The organism is Niallia sp. MER 6 (genome assembly GCF_023714395.1).
Taxonomy (GTDB): domain Bacteria; phylum Bacillota; class Bacilli; order Bacillales; family Cytobacillaceae; genus Niallia.
Map to the genome: position 1 here is coordinate 11,996 of NZ_JAMAUK010000035.1, position 21,578 is coordinate 33,573.

23 protein-coding genes and 3 pseudogenes are annotated in these 21,578 nt (G+C 32.0%); 4 read left to right on the plus strand and 22 right to left on the minus strand.

Going from position 1 to position 21,578, the window contains the following annotated elements; translation table 11 throughout:
* Positions 1–46: 46 nt before the first annotated feature.
* From M3600_RS24830 to M3600_RS24840, 3 genes and pseudogenes are all read right to left on the minus strand, one after another.
* Positions 47–1,385, minus strand: a pseudogene (locus tag M3600_RS24830) (NAD(P)-binding domain-containing protein).
* A 16-nt stretch (positions 1,386–1,401) separates the two neighbouring features.
* The gene (locus M3600_RS24835) at positions 1,402–1,908 is read right to left on the minus strand and encodes an arsinothricin resistance N-acetyltransferase ArsN1 family A (RefSeq protein WP_251647966.1); all 507 of its coding nucleotides are present in this window, start codon (positions 1,906–1,908) and stop codon (positions 1,402–1,404) included.
* 74 nt (positions 1,909–1,982) lie between these two features.
* Positions 1,983–2,441, minus strand: coding sequence for a MarR family winged helix-turn-helix transcriptional regulator (locus tag M3600_RS24840; RefSeq protein WP_251647967.1), 459 nt, complete (start codon positions 2,439–2,441; stop codon positions 1,983–1,985).
* Between the two features lie 366 nt (positions 2,442–2,807).
* On the opposite strand from M3600_RS24840, the pseudogene M3600_RS29270 reads away from it, so the two are divergent.
* The 3 genes and pseudogenes from M3600_RS29270 to M3600_RS24850 all read left to right on the plus strand — a co-directional run.
* Positions 2,808–3,031 (plus strand): annotated as a pseudogene (locus M3600_RS29270) (hypothetical protein); the annotation flags it as partial.
* A gap of 41 nt (positions 3,032–3,072) precedes the next feature.
* Positions 3,073–3,411 carry a hypothetical protein gene (locus M3600_RS24845; protein WP_251647969.1) on the plus strand — a complete coding sequence of 113 codons (339 nt, stop codon included), beginning with the start codon at positions 3,073–3,075 and terminating at the stop codon, positions 3,409–3,411.
* A gap of 1,005 nt (positions 3,412–4,416) precedes the next feature.
* A complete protein-coding gene (locus M3600_RS24850; RefSeq protein ID WP_251647970.1) occupies positions 4,417–4,683 on the plus strand; it encodes a hypothetical protein in 267 nt (88 codons plus the stop codon).
* 119 nt (positions 4,684–4,802) lie between these two features.
* On the opposite strand, the pseudogene M3600_RS24855 reads toward M3600_RS24850, so the two are convergent.
* The 5 genes and pseudogenes from M3600_RS24855 to M3600_RS24875 all read right to left on the minus strand — a co-directional run.
* Positions 4,803–4,938 (minus strand): annotated as a pseudogene (locus M3600_RS24855) (IS3 family transposase); the annotation flags it as partial.
* Positions 4,939–5,903: 965 nt separating this feature from the next.
* Complete coding sequence (locus M3600_RS24860) at positions 5,904–7,607, minus strand: ATP-binding protein (RefSeq protein WP_251647972.1); 1,704 nt, start codon at positions 7,605–7,607, stop codon at positions 5,904–5,906.
* 503 nt (positions 7,608–8,110) lie between these two features.
* A complete protein-coding gene (locus M3600_RS29455; RefSeq protein ID WP_396953847.1) occupies positions 8,111–8,197 on the minus strand; it encodes an HU family DNA-binding protein in 87 nt (28 codons plus the stop codon).
* A 110-nt stretch (positions 8,198–8,307) separates the two neighbouring features.
* Positions 8,308–8,466: a hypothetical protein gene (locus tag M3600_RS24870; RefSeq protein WP_251647973.1), complete on the minus strand. Its 159-nt coding sequence runs from the start codon at positions 8,464–8,466 to the stop codon at positions 8,308–8,310.
* 97 nt (positions 8,467–8,563) lie between these two features.
* Entirely contained in the window at positions 8,564–8,866 is a 303-nt protein-coding gene (locus M3600_RS24875; protein WP_251647974.1) for an SMI1/KNR4 family protein, read from the minus strand.
* Positions 8,867–9,213: 347 nt separating this feature from the next.
* Here M3600_RS24875 and M3600_RS29275 point away from each other — a divergent pair, with 347 nt between their 5' ends.
* Positions 9,214–9,462 (plus strand): hypothetical protein, encoded by a 249-nt coding sequence (locus M3600_RS29275; RefSeq protein ID WP_311315971.1) that lies wholly within the window; start codon positions 9,214–9,216, stop codon positions 9,460–9,462.
* 1,665 nt (positions 9,463–11,127) lie between these two features.
* On the opposite strand, the gene M3600_RS24885 is transcribed toward M3600_RS29275, so the two are convergent.
* The 14 genes from M3600_RS24885 to M3600_RS29110 form a co-directional block, all read right to left on the minus strand.
* Complete coding sequence (locus tag M3600_RS24885; RefSeq protein ID WP_251647976.1) at positions 11,128–12,111, minus strand: DUF3991 domain-containing protein; 984 nt, start codon at positions 12,109–12,111, stop codon at positions 11,128–11,130.
* A gap of 19 nt (positions 12,112–12,130) precedes the next feature.
* The gene (locus tag M3600_RS24890) at positions 12,131–12,442 is read right to left on the minus strand and encodes a metal-dependent hydrolase (protein ID WP_251647978.1); all 312 of its coding nucleotides are present in this window, start codon (positions 12,440–12,442) and stop codon (positions 12,131–12,133) included.
* Positions 12,412–12,642, minus strand: a complete 231-nt coding sequence (locus M3600_RS24895) for a metal-dependent hydrolase (protein ID WP_251647980.1) — start codon at positions 12,640–12,642, stop codon at positions 12,412–12,414. The genes M3600_RS24890 and M3600_RS24895 overlap by 31 nt, the downstream gene beginning before the upstream one ends.
* 74 nt (positions 12,643–12,716) lie before the next feature.
* Positions 12,717–13,094 (minus strand): hypothetical protein, encoded by a 378-nt coding sequence (locus tag M3600_RS24900; RefSeq protein ID WP_127742276.1) that lies wholly within the window; start codon positions 13,092–13,094, stop codon positions 12,717–12,719.
* A 17-nt stretch (positions 13,095–13,111) separates the two neighbouring features.
* Positions 13,112–15,259: an ArdC family protein gene (locus M3600_RS24905; protein WP_251647982.1), complete on the minus strand. Its 2,148-nt coding sequence runs from the start codon at positions 15,257–15,259 to the stop codon at positions 13,112–13,114.
* Positions 15,252–15,482 (minus strand): DUF5511 family protein, encoded by a 231-nt coding sequence (locus tag M3600_RS24910; RefSeq protein ID WP_127742272.1) that lies wholly within the window; start codon positions 15,480–15,482, stop codon positions 15,252–15,254. The genes M3600_RS24905 and M3600_RS24910 overlap by 8 nt, the downstream gene beginning before the upstream one ends.
* Positions 15,483–15,581: 99 nt before the next feature.
* The gene (mobP2, locus tag M3600_RS24915; protein WP_251647984.1) at positions 15,582–17,120 is read right to left on the minus strand and encodes a MobP2 family relaxase; all 1,539 of its coding nucleotides are present in this window, start codon (positions 17,118–17,120) and stop codon (positions 15,582–15,584) included.
* Positions 17,121–17,138: 18 nt separating this feature from the next.
* A complete protein-coding gene (locus M3600_RS24920; protein WP_251647986.1) occupies positions 17,139–17,582 on the minus strand; it encodes a hypothetical protein in 444 nt (147 codons plus the stop codon).
* Complete coding sequence (locus M3600_RS24925) at positions 17,579–17,887, minus strand: hypothetical protein (protein ID WP_251647987.1); 309 nt, start codon at positions 17,885–17,887, stop codon at positions 17,579–17,581. Before M3600_RS24925 ends, M3600_RS24920 begins: the two co-directional genes overlap by 4 nt.
* A gap of 238 nt (positions 17,888–18,125) precedes the next feature.
* Positions 18,126–18,398 (minus strand): hypothetical protein, encoded by a 273-nt coding sequence (locus tag M3600_RS24930; RefSeq protein WP_251647989.1) that lies wholly within the window; start codon positions 18,396–18,398, stop codon positions 18,126–18,128.
* 214 nt (positions 18,399–18,612) lie between these two features.
* Entirely contained in the window at positions 18,613–19,491 is an 879-nt protein-coding gene (locus tag M3600_RS24935) for a hypothetical protein (RefSeq protein WP_251647991.1), read from the minus strand.
* Positions 19,488–19,754, minus strand: a complete 267-nt coding sequence (locus M3600_RS24940; protein WP_251647993.1) for a DUF5513 family protein — start codon at positions 19,752–19,754, stop codon at positions 19,488–19,490. The genes M3600_RS24935 and M3600_RS24940 overlap by 4 nt, the downstream gene beginning before the upstream one ends.
* Before the next feature lie 25 nt (positions 19,755–19,779).
* Positions 19,780–20,427 (minus strand): hypothetical protein, encoded by a 648-nt coding sequence (locus M3600_RS24945; RefSeq protein WP_251647994.1) that lies wholly within the window; start codon positions 20,425–20,427, stop codon positions 19,780–19,782.
* A 20-nt stretch (positions 20,428–20,447) separates the two neighbouring features.
* Positions 20,448–21,578 carry a bifunctional lytic transglycosylase/C40 family peptidase gene (locus M3600_RS29110; protein ID WP_285854845.1) on the minus strand — a complete coding sequence of 377 codons (1,131 nt, stop codon included), beginning with the start codon at positions 21,576–21,578 and terminating at the stop codon, positions 20,448–20,450.

The following is a 21,578-nucleotide window of genomic DNA, read 5'->3' on the forward strand; positions in this document are numbered from 1 at the left end:
ATCTACCCTTTTTGCTCATTTATTCATATTTATATTTATTCGTATATTAGGAGCAACAAGTGTCTGTATCACAGCTATTAACACTTTTAGCATTTACGAAATTCACACTACAAACCCCTGTTTCAGGTAAATCTAATTCTACTTTTTCCGAAGCTTCTATATCCCCTGCCATATATGCAGCTATTGAGCGTACCTGTTCATACCCTGTTGCCATTAAAAAGGTTGGTGCCCTACCATAGCTTTTAGATCCAACTATATATAGGTTCTTCTCCGGTTGTCTCAATTCTTTTTCACCATGAGGACGGACTGTTCCACAGCTATGAAGATTAGGATCAATTAAAGCAGAAATAGCTGCTACACTTTCTGTAGCAAAATCAACATTTGTTCGTAATTCATTTAAGAAAGAATAATTAGGTCGATTTCCTGTGTTGACGATGACTTCATCAATTGAATCAATTTCAGATATTACACCATTTACTTCTCCATTAACCGTTATTGTTGTGTTATTATTCTCTCTCAATTGCTCAATTCTAAAAGAAGTATGCACTTTAACAATCCCTTTATCTACCATTTCATGAATTCTGCTACCTAATAATCCTCTTGCTTCTAATGCATCCTTTTCTTCTCCACCATATGCATCCTCTACTCGTTCTTTCCGAATAATCCATTTAATTTCTGTTTCTGGATGCTCTTCCTTTAATTTCTCTAATTCAAGCAAAGCATTAATAGCAGAGTGCCCACTTCCTACGACTGCTACTTTTTTATTTTTGTAACGGTTGATATTTTCTCCCAAGATATCAGGTAATCCATAAAAGACTTTTTCCATTGGAGTTAGCTGGATTAGGGTTTCCCCAAGTACCAGTAGCATCAATGACTGCTTGTGCTTCAATAGCTTGAATTGCACCTTTCTGCTCTGTATAAATAACGAATGGAACATTCTCTCTGTTAGCTGTCTTCATTTTATCTGTATTTTTTTTACCTATAGAAATGACTTTTGTATTTAAAGCGATTACTTCTCGTATTTCTGGAATTTTTGATAATGGAATTAAGTAATTATCCACGAGTTCTTTACCAGTGGGTATTTCCTCTAAATTTGGTTTTTCCCATTCATATTTCTCTAATAAAGAAGATGCTGCTTTATCGATGTTATATTTCCACTGTGAGAATAATTTTATATGTTTCCAGGTAAGAATGTTTGCTCCAACTTCCGTTCCACCTTCTAAAATAATCACTTTTTGTTTATATTGAATCAAATGAGCTGCAGCAGCTAAACCTACAGGACCAGCACCAATTATAGCTATAGGTAAATCTAAATCCATTAATCTTTTCTCTTCAACAGCATAAGATGGTTGACAGCAGTTGGACAAAATTTTAAATTCAGACATATTTATTACACTCCTTTTATAAGTAATATTCTTGATTAAATAACAACTTTTCCATTAACATTACGTCTACAAATTTCCCTTTTAATCTCCCTTGATTTTTAAATAAACCAACCTCCCGATAATTTAATTTTCTGTAAAGACCTTGACCTAAGTTATTAATAGGAAATGTAAAGAGTACTATTTTATAAAATCCCTGTAATCTTGCCTCGTCTTCTAGTACCTGTAATAGTTTTTGACCAATTCCTTTACCTCTAAATTCCCTATGTATATATATTGAAAGTTCTCCTACCCCAGAATAGGCAGCCCTAGTATTATAAGGATTTATTGATGCCCATCCTGTGATTTTCCCATCTTCATTAACAGCTACAAATACAGCATATCTTCCCTGGTGAGCAGCAAACCAATTCTCCATGAAATCCTTTTCTTTTGTATCTTCCTCAAAGGTCGCTAATCCGTCTTCTATTCCTTGGTTATAGATTTCAAGTATTTCGCTTAAATCTTCTGCCGAAGCTTTCCTAAGCATTTTATTATCCCTCCTATTTTATTTGACTTAAACATTAATTGACTTTATCAAATATAATACCTAATGAAAGCCACCTATCTGGTGGCACAACTACCTAATCCATCGTTTTTATTCATTGCATCAAGCAATAAACTTAGACTTTCTAAAACTTGCGAATGCTTATCTTCTTGAATATGAGTAAAGATGTTTCCTAAGTAATCTAACATTTGGTTAGATATTTCTTCAGCTTTTGCTTCTCCTATTTCTGTCAAAGATAAAAGTACATATCTCCGATCATTTGGATCTGGAACCCTTAATATATATTGAAGTTCCACTAGTTTATTTACTTGTCTGCTTAAAAGACCAGTATCCATTATTAGCCTTTCAGCTAAAGTCTGAAGAGAAATATTTGGAGATTTGCCCAATTCATATACAATATGGCTTTGTGTTACTGTTATCCCACAACAATCAGAACCATCTTTTTGAAGAAGTCCAAAATCACGAACAAGTTGTTGTAGTAATTCTCGAATTTGTATTTTATCCTGTGTTTTCATTTTTCATCGCCTCTAACTTAGATGATAACGTCATCAATTGATAATGTCAATTAATTTTCTTATTCAACTCCCTCCGATTGATACGGATATCTCTCTAATGCTCACATATTCGGAGAATTTCATAACCCTTTTAATCGGATAATATACGATGTTCATCTCTTAGATGTTTTTAAAACAAAGATGTAATTCAGTTTGTTTTACATATAATCTCCAATAATCTTTGTGCCTCTTTTATTCCTTTTCACTATTAATAGAGAGATTTTCTCCATCTATTATGATTAATTATTATCACTCGTTTAATTGCTTTATTATTTTTCCGAAAGGTCTTTTTCCTTTTCACCGTTTTTTCACCATTTATATATATATATTGAGGTCTGTGAAAAAAAGTTAAAGGAGCGAGAATATGAATTTTTAAAACGAGCTTTTCTGAGTGTTAAGGCAAGGAAGGGAAAAAATCTACTGCAGATAATTGTGTTTTCTGTTATTTGCCTACTTGTGCTGACAGGCTTATCTATTCAAACAGCAGCAAAAAAATCCAGTGACTTGGCTAGAAAGCATCTTGGTGCAGATATGTGACATTACAGGTTGACATGGACATTAAGGGAGGAAATGCAATCGGAATCATCTGAAGGTGGTGGACGAGCTAAATTCACTGTCTACTCCAATTGATGTGGAAACAGAAGAAGAAACAGCAACCCAAGAGGGTGCCGGCAGAATGGGAGGGATGACTCAAGGTGATGTCACACTACAAGGTGTGACTTTTACAGATTCCTATACAGACTTTATGGACAGCACTGCTGAAATAGTCGAGGGAGAGCATCTTACAAGGAAAAAGCATTATTGTGGTAACACAAACATTGCCCAGCAATCAGATTTGTTGTTAAACTTTCAAAAGGAAGCTTTACTGTCACAGCAAAAAAAGAAGCTGTTCACGTCTAAATTAATCACATACGAAAAAAGCACATCATGAAATGGGATGTACTTTTATAATTTTCATAGTGGGAATTACATCGTTTAATCTATTCTCTTCTGTTTTTTCTGTTGACTCTAGATTGCTAATTTTGTGTTTATGTATCGTTTTAAAAATATTCCCCACTTTCAATTGAGAATTCCATTTGTCCTTTACTAAACTAGTTGTTAAACCTAATAATATAATCTCTGTTTCCTTCCCTTTTATATCATTATAAAGTTGTAATCGAATGGCCTGTGTTTTGTATTTAACAACAGCTTTATTGATTTAAATCAATATTATACACAATCTCAGCTGTTCCAGAATTCATTCAGATTCTTTTGGATTCTTCTTTTTGCATGGAAGAAATCACTGATTTCACCTATAGACGCTAATTGTTACGTTTTAGAAAATTGAATTGTGTATCTACTTGTCATAATTCTTCTCTATCTTAACTTGTTTCGATTCTATATCACTCAATTTTTATTATAAGTTTGCTTCGCCTTTGTATTTTTCTTTTTTCTCTTTATACACTTGTAATACATTATATCCTTGTGACTTTTCTTGTGACTTTCTCTACTAGTATAAGGCTCTCAATTTCTTCCTCTACTGTTTGTTTTCCTCTTGATAGTAATTGCAACAAGGAACTACTCAAATATCTAAAAATTCACTTTTTCTGCTTGGGTATACTTCCAATTGTTTCGGCGTTAGAAGCTGCCTCTACAACATGTGTTTTCCAAAGCAATTGGATTTACTAAACCTCCAAAAGTAAGTATCCCTGTAAGTGTAATCCGATAATAAATCTTTTTTACTAACCATCTATTTAATCGCTCCTAAGCTTTAATAGAGTAATTATATAAATTGTTACTTATAGCAGCATACTCCAAAAAAGTCATTCAACAATTTCCGACACTTAAAAAATCCTTCTGTTGGTATTAATTCACAAAATTTAGTTGTAAATGCAGCAAGAACAGCGTATTATTTTCGTTAAGTTATACGATTATCCTATAGAAAGAAGGCAAATTTATGCTTGAATTAGGGCTTAGAATATTAGATCGGTTAGGTACAAAAGAAAACATCACCTTTGGTTCTGTTTATGTTGCTTTAGGCTGCATTTATAAATTAGAAGAACAAATTCAGTATGTACGAAAATTTGCTGAAATAGATCAAGACTATGTTATGACTTTAAGAAAGTATGTGGAGAGAGAATCTAAGAGAACAGGAGATATGGAGATTGCTAAGAGCTGGTTAAAGGCAATCCGAATAGTGGCTTTTGAGAATAATGATAATTAAAAAAACTATTCAAACCTTACAAGGATAACGGTTCAATGCCATATAGTTGGACACTCTTGGAATTACCAGAAATCAAAAGAAAGATGCTTATTTGCCTAAACTATCAAATTTCATTTGGCTAATAACTCCGTTTTAATGATTTTAAATGTAGCTTCCGCTACAGCGTTATCATATGGACAGCACTTTCATGCTTAAAGAGCAGCCAACATGGAAGGCCGCTAACGTTTGGTCGATGACCTGGTTTTTAAAATTGGATTTGAGTCTAAATTTTAGACATAAAAAAATTAAATTTTAAGCTAATTGTCTTATTTGATCTTCTACTACCTGAGGAGTATTGTAATTCAACTATTATGTATTTTTTATCTGTTGTACAAACCTTCAATAAACGGAAACTTCCCTAGTTTGGCTGAGTTGTAGTCTGGATATTGTACATGATTTGCTTCTTCTTACTTAATATTGCTTGAAAGGACTCGATACAGGCCTTATCATAGGAACAAACTTTTTGGCAAAATGATTGAATAAAACCACGAGATTGAACGTATGCCGTATCTCCGAGCTTGTATATTGGGAACCTAAATCTGTGTGTAGAAGTAAACCTTTGGCTCGTTTTTGAATAGAGTAAGCGTTTCCTAAAGTAATCATTAATAAGTCTGTTGTTATGGAACGTGAAAACGAATAATCTACCATTTTCTTGGCATGGAAAATAAATCCATTATGAAACCCAGGTAACTTATACCGTAAGAATACAGATGATATTCCCTTAATCCTAAAGAACTGGCTACCATTTAAAAACAAAAGCTTCAGTAAAACAAGAAATTAAAATTCTAAAAGCAACGGACATATGGTTTTACTTTTTCATATTCCATGCCAAAGGACTTTGTAATTGAAATCAGCTTTAGGAATCAAAACGCCATATACGTTGCTTAATTCTTTCACAGACCCACCCTAAGAATACTGATTTTCTAATATCGCCATTATATTCTTTGCTTGTGTATATACATTCCCATACAGACACACACTAACTTTAATTACGTTGTAAAGAAGTAACTAAAATTCTAATACATGTTATTATGCTCCTTATTAGGGTTGTACAGTTTAAATAATTTAGCAACTAAATATCCTTTTCCGTTTAATAAGATTAATACACTTGTCTGTTTATTATATATTTTTTCAACAAATCGGATTTAACAGTATTAATCCAGCATTTATTCACTCACCATTCAACGTATAGAAGAAGGTATCGTGACCGTAAATGTAGTACCACTACCATAATTACTTTCCACCTTTATAGTACCTTCATGACTTTCTATAATTTGAAAACAAACCATTAAACCAATTCCTGTCCCTTTTTCTTTTGTAGTATAAAAAGGTTCCCCAATCTTATTCATCAACTCTTTTGGAATACCATTACCCTGATCTATTACTTTAACTTGAATATTGTCGTCAATTTCATAAATTTTGAGAATAATTTTTCCACCACTCTCCATAGAATCAATTGCGTTTTTGATTAAATTAATAAAAACTTGCTTGATCTTTGTCTCATCGCAATTAATGTATAATTCTTTGCTCTTGACTTGATTAATAATTTGAATATTATAAAAATTCGCTTGTGATGTTAGTAAAATTATTACTCCCTCTATTAGGTGAACTATATTATGAATTTCACGTCTTTCAGTATGTGGCTTTGCAAGGGTTAATAATTCGCTCGTGATTTGCTCAATTCTTGTTATCTCATCATCTATTACACTGTAATACATACCATTTTCTTGTTCTCGATTCATCAATTGAAAAAAGCCTTTAATTGCAGTTAAGGGATTGCGAATTTCATGTGCAATACTAGCAGCAAGTTCGCCTGCTACTCTCATTTTCTCTGAACGAACAATTATTTTTTCATTTTCTTTTTCCTGACTAATATCTAGAAAGGAATGTAAAATAGATGGTTCACCTTCAAAAAGAAGCTCCACTGATTTAATAATATAATGTTTTTCCTCGCCATTATTTAGAGTGAAATTATGATTAAGAACTGTACCTTTTTCTGTTAAATAGGAATATTCTTTATATTTTTCAAAGAATTTATGTAAATGATGTTTTTTATTGATGTTGTTACTGTTAATTAACAATTGTTTTTTGGCAATGTCGTTTATCAAAAGAATTCTAGAATCTCTTCTTATAATGATAGGATTAGGCAACTGTTCAAATACCATTCGAAGCTTTTGCTCACTTTCAGTTATAGCCATATTTTTTATACTTATTAGCTCATTCTCTTGTGCTAATCTTTTATTTATACTTTTAAGATTTCTATACTGTTTTTCTATACTTTTTTGTTTTTCTATTTCTTCTTTTGAAGGAATTTGCAGATAATTTCTATCATACAGTGGAGATGGAATATATTCACTATCTGTCATAAAATGAGTATGTGTTCTCATCAACTCGTTTTGAATGTAAGCAGAAGTAGTTTGACCATTATAAGCACAGACAGAAATTAAGTTACTTTTTAAGATAAACTCATCACTATTAGATTCAAATATTCGAAGTCTCTCTAAAGTTGATATATGGTCTGTCAATAGGACTTGCCCCCACGTTCGTATAGTACAACCCATCTCAAAATAAGGATTTAGTAAACCAATTAGATCCCCGGTTTTCTTAAGATTAAATTGATTATCAATAATATAGGTTTCTGTACTATCAACAAATATGAGTCTTTCCAATTGAATTGAATTATAGCCCATCATTCTAATTTTTTTAAAAACATTTTCAAATGATTCCTTCGTATCAACAAAAAGAATAACTTCATTATTTAATACTCCATCAAGAATAAAATCAACTGCATTATCTATATATTTGTCAACTTGATTAAATATATATAAAATATGAGACCCAGCTCTCATTTTTGGCGTTACATTTTTAAATCCTTTTTCAATCATCTTGAAATCTCCCAACTGACTATTTACTTTATTAAAGACAGTATTATACTTTATCAATATAGTTTACATGCAATAGATTTTAAAAATATTTCTGTATGAAATAATACATTCTATGTTTAAATACTAACACATTGTCACTTTAAATGATTTGTTTAATTTAATTAGAATAATTTTGGAAAATGAGCGATAACTCCAATAAGCAAGTATTAATCCTTTTTAGAATGTAATCTCATATAACAAAAAAACGTCTAAATCCATAAACGGTTAATACAAAAATTATATAATAGTTAAATAACATACCCCGGATTTATACAAATATATAGGTTTTTGATTTTGAGCCTACTGTCTAAAATTAATCCAAAAAAAGAACCTAAAAGGCATATAAAAAGAGGTAGAGGATTGATCCCCTACCATATTAAACTTCTTATACTTTTATAGCATCTTTCAAATTTTCCTGCTTTAAAAGGTGCTTTACTTGCTGCAATTTCAATTTCCTCACTTGTTTAAGGGTTTCGTACCTTTCTAGACACACGTTCACTGACAGAAAAAGCACCAAACCCTAAGATTTTTACTTTTTCACCATTTTTCATTCCTGTTTTATTGTTTCCATTACAGAGTCAACTACTTTAGTTGACTCTTTTTTTTGTTAGTTCAGAGCTTTCAGCTATAGTATTAATAAGTTCATAATGAATAAGGAGTTTTATTTCATAACCCTAAGATTTACTTTAATATTCTCCACTTTCCCAACTAATTTCTTTGCTAATCCATATGGAAACTCCTTTACTATTATAAAATGGAGCTTCTTTGAATCCTTTAGTAAATCGGCTGCTGCACTATCTAGTCTTAAGTATCTTTTCATTTTTATTAAATCCTTTAATCCACCATCAAGAGTGTCTATTAAAACGACTTCGCAATTTTTAGACCAGTTGACACATCTTCCGTTTCATCTGAATTAATTAAGAATCCATTTTGAACCCATTGAGTAAAATCTGAAGTAAGCAAATGGGCATGTTTGGGAACCATATCCCCGCCATCACCATTAAAACCATTGTCTCATTATCACCTTGGTGCATAAGAAAAACTTTCCCACCTACATCGTCACCAATAGCAATATAACCCTGTGCATTTTCTTGTGTTTCCCAAGTTTCATTTCTCTCCATTATATCTTGTGTGCCATAGATTAATATTCTACCATCAACAGACAGACCATTATTATCTCTCAGTAAATCCTTATAGGAATTGGGTAATTTAACCTTCATCTTCTCCTCAACAATTGATATTTCCCTTTCACTTGCTGGTGGCATTATGGATTGTCAACATTACCTTAGTATTCTCCGAACTTCTTAGTAGGCATAATTAAGCTGTACTGAATTGTCCATTAAAATTAATTTCCACTAGTTGCAAATACCTCACTTTCTCCTCATGTCCTTCTTTTTTCAATAATCAGAGGTTTCAACTTTAATTCAACTAGCATCGGCACAAAGGTACGAGGGGGAGCTAAAAAGAGGAACCTGATAAAGGAAGGAAATAATCCAATCGAACATTATTATAGAATAAATTGAATAATTATTGTATACAAAATTCTTAATAAAAGGTGGTGAAAAAAATGAGTGAAGATTCTCAAGAAGAATTTATTACCGGTGCTAAGTTGGAAGAGATAATGTTAGAATTAGAACAACTTAGCTCGTTATGTGAAGAAAAGTCAAAAAGTTGTACTTTATTAGAAAGCCAACGTTTTTACGAAGGTATGGCTATTGCCTATACAACAGTTGTTATAAAGCTTAAAAGTGATTTTGACTACATTGATACAAAAGTCATTAATGAACTATATAATGCATTGGAAAAGAATTCATAGCCATCTGATAATAACAATACATACTATGGTAATACTGTACAGATTGATAGTTGCTCTTTTTGTAATAAGAGTAAAGATGTTGTTGGGGAGTTAGCAATGGGACCTGGGTATCTATTTGCAGCGAGTGTTTAGAATTTGGCAAAGACGTCATTAAAGCTCAAAAATAAATGTAAAGCTGTAGTTATACTTTAAAATAAAAAAGTATAGCTTTTTTTCTTTTCACCTGTATTTTCTTTTCTGTTGGTGATACATCTATAAATTTCAAAAGATAATGTAAACAACATCTCTTCTTAAAATCTCATTAAAATGTATAGTCCTACTCCGTATCCAACTTTTCCAATTAGGAATTCATATTATCCTCAACAAAAGTCCCTATTTTTAGGTATTCTGCATGCAACACCTTCTCACTCTTCTTTTGGTAACTCCATTGATTTTCCAATTACTTTATATCCACTATTTTCAAGGTCTATTATTTTGTAGGTTCTTTAAATTATTCTACAATATTTAATTTATCCTGTTAAACCTCAAGCTAATAAGACCATTTTATTGATATTGCCCCCCCTTTTTAATGTTCAATATAATACAAATTGTTTTAATTTAAGTAAAAAGAGGTCCATCAAGAGGAGTAAAAGTGGAAAAGTGGAAAAGTGGTCCTGGGTTAAGCTATTATTTTTAAGGAGAGAGGACGAAAAAGAGGAGTAATGAAACCATTAACCCAAGGGTTGCAAAAATAAAAGGATTAGAAGTAAAAATGTTTCATGCATTCGATTTCTATACTGATATATTATCAATTCCATAAAATAAGACATTACAAATAAATAAGCAACCATTAAAATTAAGCCATAAAATCAAGAATGATGTTTTCTAAAAACCAATATTCGGAAATTGATATTTGATTTTCCCCTCCATATTGGGGGGGGTTATTTGTATAACTATAACTTTTTGTCTCTATTATCCAAATACATTTGATAAAACTAAATTTTCATAAGTTTGACTCAATTATAGCTATCAAAATAAAATCGAAGTGATTTAGGATAAGATGATGAACAAAATATCCTTGCTGAAGTTCCTAAGTCACATGAACAATAATACCTTGCCAAATTGGAAAATGATTACTTTAGAACTGCCGAAATTCAAAAGTCTTTAGAGTATAATAAAACTAATAGCATAAATGTATCAGCTGTTACCAAGTCTTAGTTTTCCTATTCAACAGCTGCTGTAACAACTGTGGTTTGAAACCGTATGAAAGGTACTTCAAAGAGAAAGAAGTGCTACAAGTCGTTGACCCACTTGATAATTCAAAAAGCTAGCTAAAGTACGCGTCTAATCCCTTGACTGATGCAGTAATAGCTGTTGCTGTTATAAAAAAGAATCCTGTTGGAAAGAGTCGGCAATTCAAATTCTTCGTAAGAAAATAAGAGGTGTCAAATTAACAGTTACTCCTAACAATACAGGATCAAATTATCCAGCAGCATACAGAGGGCTATCAAGATATTAAAACGTCATAATAGAAATTATGGATGATACATGAATAAAATAAGGATTATAATAAACATTGGTGGATGGATATACATTGCAAATCTAATATTAAATAAAATGTTAGCTGAACGAGTAAGCCCCGTTTGGCTTTTTGTCGTGTTATTTTTTATTAATTTGGAGCATTAATTAAGTTCTTTGTTGATTAAAAAAATGTTGTTGTTTCTGTCTTTCTTGCTCTCGGTGTTTTACCTCAAATTTTAACTGTTCATTCCAGTCTTTACCGGATTTATTATTAGGAAGTTCATGGTCAAAATCGTACATGCTGCCATCTTTTCGCTTAATCTGAATCATGCTTAATTTTTCTATAAAGGCTTTTCCACCAGCATCATTATCTACACATAGAGAAACATTATCAGGCGCATCTCCAAGCCTTTCCTTTGCCTTTATAACGTAATTAAGTACGGTATTATATTTTAGGCCCTCCATACTTATTAACCAGGTATCTTGAATTTTTCCTTTATTTAAAGTCGCATAACTCAAAGCATCTACAGAAGACTCAAACATTTTTAAGTTTTTTGGTTCTCCATTAAGGAAGTTAAATCCATAATTGGCCGTTGAGTTTTTCTGTATAGACTTCCAAGACCCTCTTTTAAATTTATCATAGTGGACCGTTCCTTGTTCGCTGCATCCCATCACATTTTCATAATCTTTCCACAAAAAAAGGACATTATTTTTTTTGTCCTGTTTAATGATTCCCTGATTGTAAAGATACTCCACTATAGCACTGTCAATTTTTCTTTCTTTAACAAGATAATCTCTTGCTTTATCAAACGTATCAACTTCATTTTCTGCTGAATACTCATAAGGTTCACTAATAAACTTAACGTTTTTATTATTTTGATATTCATACTCCTTATTTAATAGGCTGTTCATAGCCCCCATAAAGTTAGTTTGTTCGATTTCTTGAACAAAGTTAATCACATTACCGCCTTTTCCTCTGCTGTTCCAATAAAATGCGTTTTTTCTTCTGTCTATCACACAACTATCATGTTCTACTAATCGGTAATAACGTTCGTTATCACTCTTTACATCGATTCCGTTTTGCTCACAATAATCTATAATATCAATTGCTTCCGCATGTTTAATTTGTTCTTTTGTAAAAGCCGGCATATAAAATTCCTCCTAATAGTTAAGATCCAATAAATGAAGTCGCGTTCTTGATCACATTTGAAATTGCTTGTACAATGTTTAAATTAAATAGGCTTTCAAAGTTGAGCGCTCTTACTTGGGCAACCAAAAGCAACGTACTTACGATAAAAATAATTCGTTCTTCAAGAAAACCTGTTTTGTAATACATAACACCCAAACCAGAATGAAAAGCTTTGTCCAAAAAGGGTAATAACCATTTAACCCCTGATTTACTAAAGCTATCTCCAACTAAATGTAAAAGGTATCCTAGGTTGAGGCCGATTATAGGGCTAAAAGGCGTAAGGCTAACCACATTATTAGGATCATTGTTAGAAAAACGATAAATAGGCCCATTAGAGAATGCTTTAGGCCCCTATGACCAAAAAATCCTTTTATGAGATCAGAAATTCCCCTTGTTCGGCTTCCAATCCAGGAATACGGCTCATCTATATCTGGAAATACTGCACCAAGGGCAACGACTAAAGAAGTGGAAAGATGTGTTTTATACTGCATTTTGCTTCTCCTTTAATAAGATAAAAGAAAGAGCCACTTTTACTTAAAGCAGCTCCTTATCAATCCGAATATTATTAAGATGATTTTCTAACAGTATTTCTAGCTGATTTTGAAATTCCATGCGTTAGAACTCCTTTCAAATGAGTAGATCCGTTAGACAACAACTTATTAGTTTTGCTTCTAACTTTTATATCCATCATTTTGATAACGGACCAATATTCTAAGATGGCCTTTTCTGCTTCCTCTAAAGAATCAAAGGAATTAATACTCACAAGAAATTTTTGTCCTTTATAGTCTAAAATGCGATCCTTTTCATTTTCGTAATAATGCAGCTCATTAGCTTCTAATTCACGATGGATTAAGAAGTTATTATCACTTACTTTTTGAATTAAATAATCAGGTACATTTATTTCACGAGTTAGAATTAAAGCCTTCATATGCTTTGTTTTCATAAGATTTATTACTCCTCCTACCTTTGCATACCCATTCTTAAAGCCATTTGTGCCTTTCTGCCAGCTTCATTTTTAATATCTAATAAGTTGTGGTCTTTCCCTAGTCCTAAGCGTTCATTTACTTGTTGAAAATCCTTTAGCTTAGGGTTTTTAAGGACATTATGTTTCTGCATTTTTTCGTTAAAATCTTCTTTCGGTTCATTTTTAGAAAAAGCTAGATCTCGAATAAATTCTTTATCCAAAGAAAAATGGTCAATCGATTCCTGATTTTGAGCATTAGAAACAATATCTGATACTGTTCCTAACTTTACAGGTTTTGATTGACCATCATAAAAGTAGTATACATTTTTATTATCTATTCTCGGTTCAGGTTCCATACTTGTCATTTCACTGTTTGATAAGTGAATGCTATAAAAGTTAAAGGACTGGTAATTACCATTTTTCGTTGATTTTGTCCATTCCTCATCTGTATACATTAGCATTTTCACCTCTTCAGAAAGGGATTTTCCATCATGCGTTTTAAAATATATATTATCATCTGGAATTGCTTTTCCTGTCAGTTCACAATAAATTGCTTCTTCCGGATCTATTGGATACATTTTTACTTCTTCCTGCTTTATCTCTTGATCTGCAATCTTTGAATATTCACCATTAGTTGCATTTGCCAATTCGCTTTCTTGTACTTTTATACTGTTCAGTTCAATCCTAGTTTGTAACTTTGTTAGGGCTTTCCGGTCATTATCATAAGTAGTATCAATCCTGTCATATTCTAATTTATCTCGGAAAATTTGTTCTTCGATACCAGGTATAGGGTTGATATCTTTACTATCTTCTTGCCAATCTTTAATTTGATCTTTCAACTCTTTAAATCTAGGAATGTCTTTACCACGTAACAAATCATATAAGTTAGTTGAGGTGAATTCTTCTTTCGCATCAATTTCATTCCGGTATACATTGACTTCCTGCATAACTTGGTTTATTTCATCCTGGTTTAAATGTTTTTCTACAGCTTGTGTACGTTCAACTGTTCCATTAGATAGGTTTTCATAAAAATTATCTGACCAAGGATCAATATTTATATTTTTTCTAAGGGAAGCTTCATCTGCTATCAAAATGTTACTCATATAATGTAATTGTCTATCGTTAAATTGCGGCTTCACTTCTTGTTCATTTGCTACCTGCATTTCTTTTTCCTTTTCCTCTGAAATGACAGTATCCATAATCTCAATAAACTCTTTAGCCGTTTTATGAACACCTTCCAATGCCTTTTGTTTATCTTCAATCTTTTCTCCGTTTTGCGTCCATGTTGCGATATACGGAATAGCCTTTTCGGATGTATCCATTCCAAAATGTTTACACACAATATAGGAGGTTAATTCTGCTTGAAATTCCTTTGTAGCTCTTTCCATATTGTCATATTCTCCACCCTTAATGTGCAGCTTCGCATGAGCCAATTCATGAATAGAAGTTGCTAATGCTTGGGTTTCGGTGTTACGACTATTCATGACAATTTCTTTTCCATCTTTCCCTTGAACAAAGGCCCCTTTGGAAACTCCTAATTCTGTTACACCTAATTCAGATAGTCGCATATCTCTTATATCAATCTTTAATTCTTTAGAGACAGCTTCTATTCCTTTTCTTAAATGCTCGGTATTTCTACCTTCCTCTATTTGAAAATTAAACTGTTTATTCGGGAAGATTTTCGGTAAATCTTCAATTGGTGCATTGGTTTGGGATATATCAAATACATGACCAACTTTAAAATTAGCAATTTTTCTTGTTGGGATCTGACCGTCTTTAATCATTTTCTTTTCTTGTTGTGTGGCCTGTAAAAGTTGTTTCATTTCTCCATTAGCATTTTTAAATAGAGTAACAGGCGCATAACTTAATATTTGTATTCCCTTCTCACCATTTTGTACAGAATAGCCTTTATCCTTCCAATCTTTAAAGCTTGCAACTGCTTCAGCGCCTTCAAATTGCTGCTGGATAAGTGCTAAATTATTCGCTGAATAGGAATGAAAACGAGACATAAAGTCAGCATATTCTAAAACGTCTTCAACTGATTTTGTGTACTTTTCAATTTGCTGTAATGCTTTTTCGGAGATAGCTTGAATTTCTTGTTTTCTTTCTTTACTTGTTTTACGGTTATACTTTGGATTAGCCAACGATAACACCTCTTCTTTCATCATACTCAACAAAAAGGAATAAATTATTTTCTACTGCCTGATCAAATTGGTTCGCGTAGAATGCAATCCTTTCATCGGATACACTTACTTCTTTTCTTTTATTAAATACATAGTTAGCTAGAATCAATTTGTTTGATTCTGCATCGATTTCCTCAATCATGAATAGTTCTCCAACTGAATAATCGTTTTCCATTTCTAACATGTTCCTTTTCCTCCTAGCATTTTATTTAGTTTTTTCTCCTTTTTTAAATAGATTAGAAAGCATACCTTTCACCTCCTTTAAGGAATAAAAGACTAATAACTATAATTCATTTCTTTCCTGTTCCCAGGCAATTCTTTGTTGCACTTGTTCATGTTCTTTTTCTGCTCTAAATTTTGCATAATCATCATTTACAGCCTGTTCTAATTGGTGCATGGTTTTTCGACTTATCAAGGGCTTTTTATAGCTGCTATCTCTAAAACTTTGTTTATAATTCGGTTTATTTTTATAGCTGCCTTCTTCACTATTTTTTGTTGAATAAGAATCTTGATAATTTCTTTTCATTAATTCAGCAGCATTAGTTTGCTTTTTCATTTGAGCTAACAAGGCATTTCCTAGCCTTTTTTGAATGTCTTTCTTTTTATTAATTCCATAATCCTTATCCGCTCTTTTGGTATCTCCAAATAACTCTTTTCGATAGCTACTTTCTTCTTCTGTTTTTTCTAAGTACTCTTTGTAATGAGAGTTATTTCTCATTAAAGAATCTGTGATTTTATCAATTTTATTTCTGGTTTGATCCGTCACATGTTTGCTTCCGTATTGCCAGTGTTTTTTATTGGACGGCAGCTCACTATATATATCTTCTAACAAATTTTTTTGTTCTTGGTATTCCTTATCTGCATAAGTTTGTTTAATCTCATCCACTAATGTATTTCTCAATTCGGAAATCCTGGAAAGCTCAGCTGTACGATCTATTAAGAAATTCGCAAAAGTGCTTTTCATATTATCAATAGTCTTTTGTTTTCGTTTGCCTTTAGGAGCTAAATAAGAAAAACCATCTTCTTCTACAGTGAGTAATTCCCTAGTGTTTTTAAGCTCAACTGTTCCGTAATGAATGTGAATATGTTTTGTGTTTCGATGAATAGAAGCAAACCAATAACCGGACTCTATTTTTTCATCTTTAAACATACTATCCATCATTTTTCTACTAGCATATTGGATTTTCTTTTCATCTAATTCATTGGTTGCTGAATTAAGTAATTTCTCTTTTATTAAAAAATCATTATCAAAGCTAATAACATCTTGATAAAAGACAGATCCGTTATTTTGGGCCTTTTTAATTGTGTTATGAACTTGTTCCAGATCCTTTGTAGTTAAGGAATCTTTTTCAATAGAAAAAACACCTTCTTTTACTACTGAAGGTGCTTTTGGTTCACTTCTTGATTTTTCGTTTGGCAAGTTAGAAATAGAATGTCTTATTACATCTAACTCTTTTTCCTCATCAAGAGATAAATTCTTTTTCTTTTCTAAAGCATATTGCCGACTCATATAAGAGATATATTTACTAAAATCCGTTTCATTATGAAATTCATTTTTTGTTTTTAATATCGTATTGGCTTCTAATTCTTTTTCGGAAAGATCCGCTTCTTGATTTCCTAATAAGTACGCTTGCCCTTGTTCCATATCATATTTATTAATGACATGTTGAATCCTAGATAATCCCTTTTCTTCTTCAACGGTTAAATCCTTATTACTTTCTAACAATGCTTCTTTTCGAGTCATATAATTTACATAAGTAGAAAAGCTTTTGGCTTTTGGTGTTGTAAATTGCGAAGTTAAAATAACACTTGGTTTTCCCATCTAACCCCTTCTTTCTAGTTATATATGCCAATTAAATGCTTTGGGTCTTTCTTGCTTTACTTCCTCTTTAACTTCTTTAATTGCATCTGTATTTAACATATTGGACCTCTTTACATTAGTCTTAATCGTTGTTGATCTTTGAATTTTATTTTCTACATTTCTTTTTGCATCCTGGTATATATATGTTTCATCTATACTACCAATTGCTTTAACACCTTGTTCATGAAATCCACCAGCAACCATTTCTGTTAGGACATCAATATTCTTACTCATTGCGTTTAATTTTCTTACTATATTTTCTTCTTTACCTTCATCATTTTGATTATTGGATAAAGAAAGTAAAGCGTATCTAATTGCTTCTGCATAATTTTTAATGCCAGGGTTATTTTGAATTAGTTCATCCATTATGTCTATATGTGTTTGAGTTAAACGAATGTGTTTGCTGATTAATTTATCACTCATAACTTTTCTACCTCTTCACTTATATCAATACCGGTTGCAAGCAAATGGAAAAGACGATTATTACTATTAATGAAACTTTGTAAGGTTGCTTCCTGTCTGCTTAAAGTTGTAACCAAATTATCTACCGCATGATCAAATTTATCTTCTTTTAATTTTGTTAAACGTAACTCACAATCATTTTGAATTAGCATTTTTATATATTCGTTCCTACTGAATTTTCTACCTAACTTGTCGGATAATTCTTGCGCTCTTTTATCAATTTCTTTTATATAGACTAGATCAACATTGCTTACTTTAATATCCATTGCAATTCACTCCTTGGACTGTTACCGCTTTTTACTTGTTCAATTATTATATCTACAGCTTGATTTAAATTTTTAACATCCTCATCTTCATCTCTTATAACTAAGATTGCTCTTAATAGGTCTATATCATATCTAGAAAACAAACGAACTCCATTTTAAAACTAATAAGGTTGTTACTTCTCTTTTCTATTAATCGAGATAAATCAGAAACCTTCTGGACAGGTGTAAAAAAAGGCATTTAACTACTTAAAGCATTAGCTACATAACTGCCATTAAATTTAGCTATCTTATAATCTTTTAATAACTGTTCCAGGATTTTATTTTCATAAGCTGCTATTATATTTTTCTCTAAATCTTTTACATTAGTTATTTTGTATTTTGCATATACTTGATATCCTAACTCTTTCATTTGAGTATCTTCTAAACATTTTTTATCTTCATTATCTGGAACAAAGACAAATTCACTATTAGAACGCCTTTGAAGGAGCATTTTAATCTTTTCAAGGACCAATTTAAACACCCATTTCTTTAAAAGTACTTTTTTAGTAAAGAGCATAAGGAAACTCGGTGCCACTTTTTAAAAAAGTGGTCAAACAGGCTGTGCCTGTTGAGTTTCTAATAATTCTGTGAGGTGTCACTTTTTCACTATGAGGTATAGCGCTGGTATAGTCGGTGTATAGTTAAGGTATAGCAATTTCCCTCTTGCGGTATACTCTAAGACCACATTAAATTGCTGCTTTTTTCTCTTCTAAAAGCATCATCTTTTCGTTTAATTCATCTATATTTTGATTAGCTAAATCTATTTTTTCTTCAAACTGCTGAATTTTTGTTTTATTACTATTCACATCATTTTGTGTGGTGAATTTCTCCGATTCTGTTTGATAAGACATTTCAGTTTCTAATTTTTTAATCGTTTTATTTACTTCTTCAATAGCTAAGTTATTTTTGCTAATTTCCTTTTTACTTTCTTCTATTTGCTGTTCAATCTCTTTTTGTTGATAGCTGATATACTCTATTTGATACTGCTTTTCTGTACCTATTTTCAGCTCATTGTTTTCTATTTTACTGTTTTCATTGACATAAATTTTTACTTCACGATCATTTAAATCATCTACTTTTTCTAATTCAGGATGAACATATTCCGGTTTAATCGTTGTAGATAAGACAGAATAACCTTCCGGTATTCCCTTGATAATAGCGACAACATAATTATCATTTACTTTTGTTACTTCTACCTCTAATTGCTTACGGTCTTTTATATACTGACTGGATATTTGATATTCAATGTTGGATAAACTACTGTTTGAATTGCTTTTCTCAATGGAAAAATCTAATCGCATAAACTGCTTTTCTGGATTGTATTCTTTCTTGATTAAGGCTAATTCAATACCGTTATTTATAGGATAATGTTCATTCACTTTCGCTTCTGCATAAGAGTAATTGCCGCCAAAGATCATAGGAGAAATAAAGATGAATAAGAATGTTGCCACAAATAAACCAAAGCAGGTTAAATATAAACGCGTTAAACTTAACTTAAACTTCTGCTTTATCATATCTTTAAATTGAATTGCCTTTTTTCTAATTGCTAGTAGTTTTTCCTTCAAATGACTTTCTCCTTTCTTCTTTTCACAACTCGTACATTCGGATCAATATTCTCAAATTTTATGTTTCGATATTTTGGTTTTTCATCCTGGTTATTTGCTTTTTCACGTACCAATAACCATACAACTTTGTTTCCGTAATTTAGGTCAAACCACTCTGCCTTGATTTCAATTGTCTGTGTTGGTTTCGCATTATGATAAAAGACTAGATAACAATTCTCTTCTGAATAATCATGTTTGGGTGTTAATCGATCAATTGTGGTCATCAACTATATCTCCATCCTTAAAATTTTAATTAATCGGGTAATAGGTATAATTATTTACTTTTATTTGTCCTTTTTTATCTTTCATTAGTTCCATTTCTACTAAGCTATGTTCCGTTGTTTTTCCTTCTGTTCCTTGTGTTTTATAGGTAACATCTCCAATCATTTTTGTTTGATCCGTGGAAGAATCAAATCCTGAAATGTATAGAATCACGTTACTTACTTTTACGGAAAAAGTAGGATCAGAACTTAATTGAGAAGGATCATTATCCATACTTTCTGGTGCTACTTGGTTTAATAATTCTGCTGAAGTAATAGGCATTAACTTTTCCCTACGTTCGTTTATGGTGTTAGTGGAATAGGTTAAATAATCTGTTATAAATTCATTGGCTACGGTTTTAAAGGCTTCTTGTAGCTCTAATTCTGTTTTAGATAGCTCTTTTCTTTCCTGTGGATCTAAGCTTTTTATTTCATCTTGTAGGCCCTGTATTTCGCTTTGTAATGCTTTTATATTGGTTTCTTTTTCTTTTAATTCTTTATAAAATTCATTCGAGGAAACAGCTTCTTTTGCATATAGATTTTTATAGAGTACTCCATTCAGTATCAAGGATAGAATTAAAAAAAAGGCTATAATATATAGCCTTTTTCCTGATTTCTTTGTTTTATTAATGTTCATATTTATACTGCTCCTATCTCTTATTTAACAACTCTTCTGATGCTATCAAAGTGGGAGGACCAATAAGAATCTGTCCAATAATGATAGCCAATACCGGACCCATTAGAGTCATACATTCGCGTTTCATCTACATAAATTCCTACATGGCTTATATGATCCGGCGCCCCATACGTCCCTTTAAAGAAAACTAAATCACCAGGTTTTGCATCTTTAATGTCTATCTTTTCGGTTGCTGCCCATTGTTGAGCTGCAACGCGTGGAAGGGTAATTCCTGCTTTTCCAAAGGCATATTGAACCAAACCAGAACAATCAAACCCCATCGAAGGCGTATATCCACCCCAGGAATAAGACCAACCAATATATTTAATTGCTTCATCCATTACTATTTTAAAAACATCATCCCCAACGGGGATTTCTGCACTTCCTGAAGCAACATATTGCCGGACTAAATCAGCGTAATAATAATTTCCTCCATTATTATATAAGTACGTTTTTCCTTTAGCCTGTGAGACAGCATTGATATAAGAATAGGTAGCTCCTGAAGTATTTCCAAGACTAGGTGCCACAACATCTTTAGAATATTTTTCTGCAACATCGGTAGAATGTTCTTCCTTATGGTTAGCTAAATAAGTCACATAATTTCCACCAAAGTTATACGATTGAACCATAGCCCAAGGATCAGTTAAACCTAGTGCTTCTGCATTTGCTTTAATGCCTGCCAAGTATTTAACCCCTTGTTTGATACTAGATTGAGGATCAGAAATGCTTCCTTTACCGCCTCCTGTACTTTCAGAAGACTGCATAACATCGTTCCCTTCCCCATGCGTTTCTACCTCAATAATAGCTAATATATAGGGAACTAAATCTTCTACTCCTTGCTCTTTTGCTTCCTTTTCCACTGTCTCTTTCCATTGTAAGGTTGCTTCCGAAAGATTCATTCCAGTAGATCCACTAAAGGAACCTGACTTACTTCCTGAAGTTCCTGCAATAGCTGCCACCGCAGCTATTATTAGAAGAATAGCCAGAGCTATAAGCAAAAACTTTACATTGAAAAGAGCTAGTATTTTCTTAGCTATTCGGACGGTTTTAACGACCCCTCTAACCGTACTAACCGCGCCTTTTACCGTACTAACACCACTATTTTGTTCCAT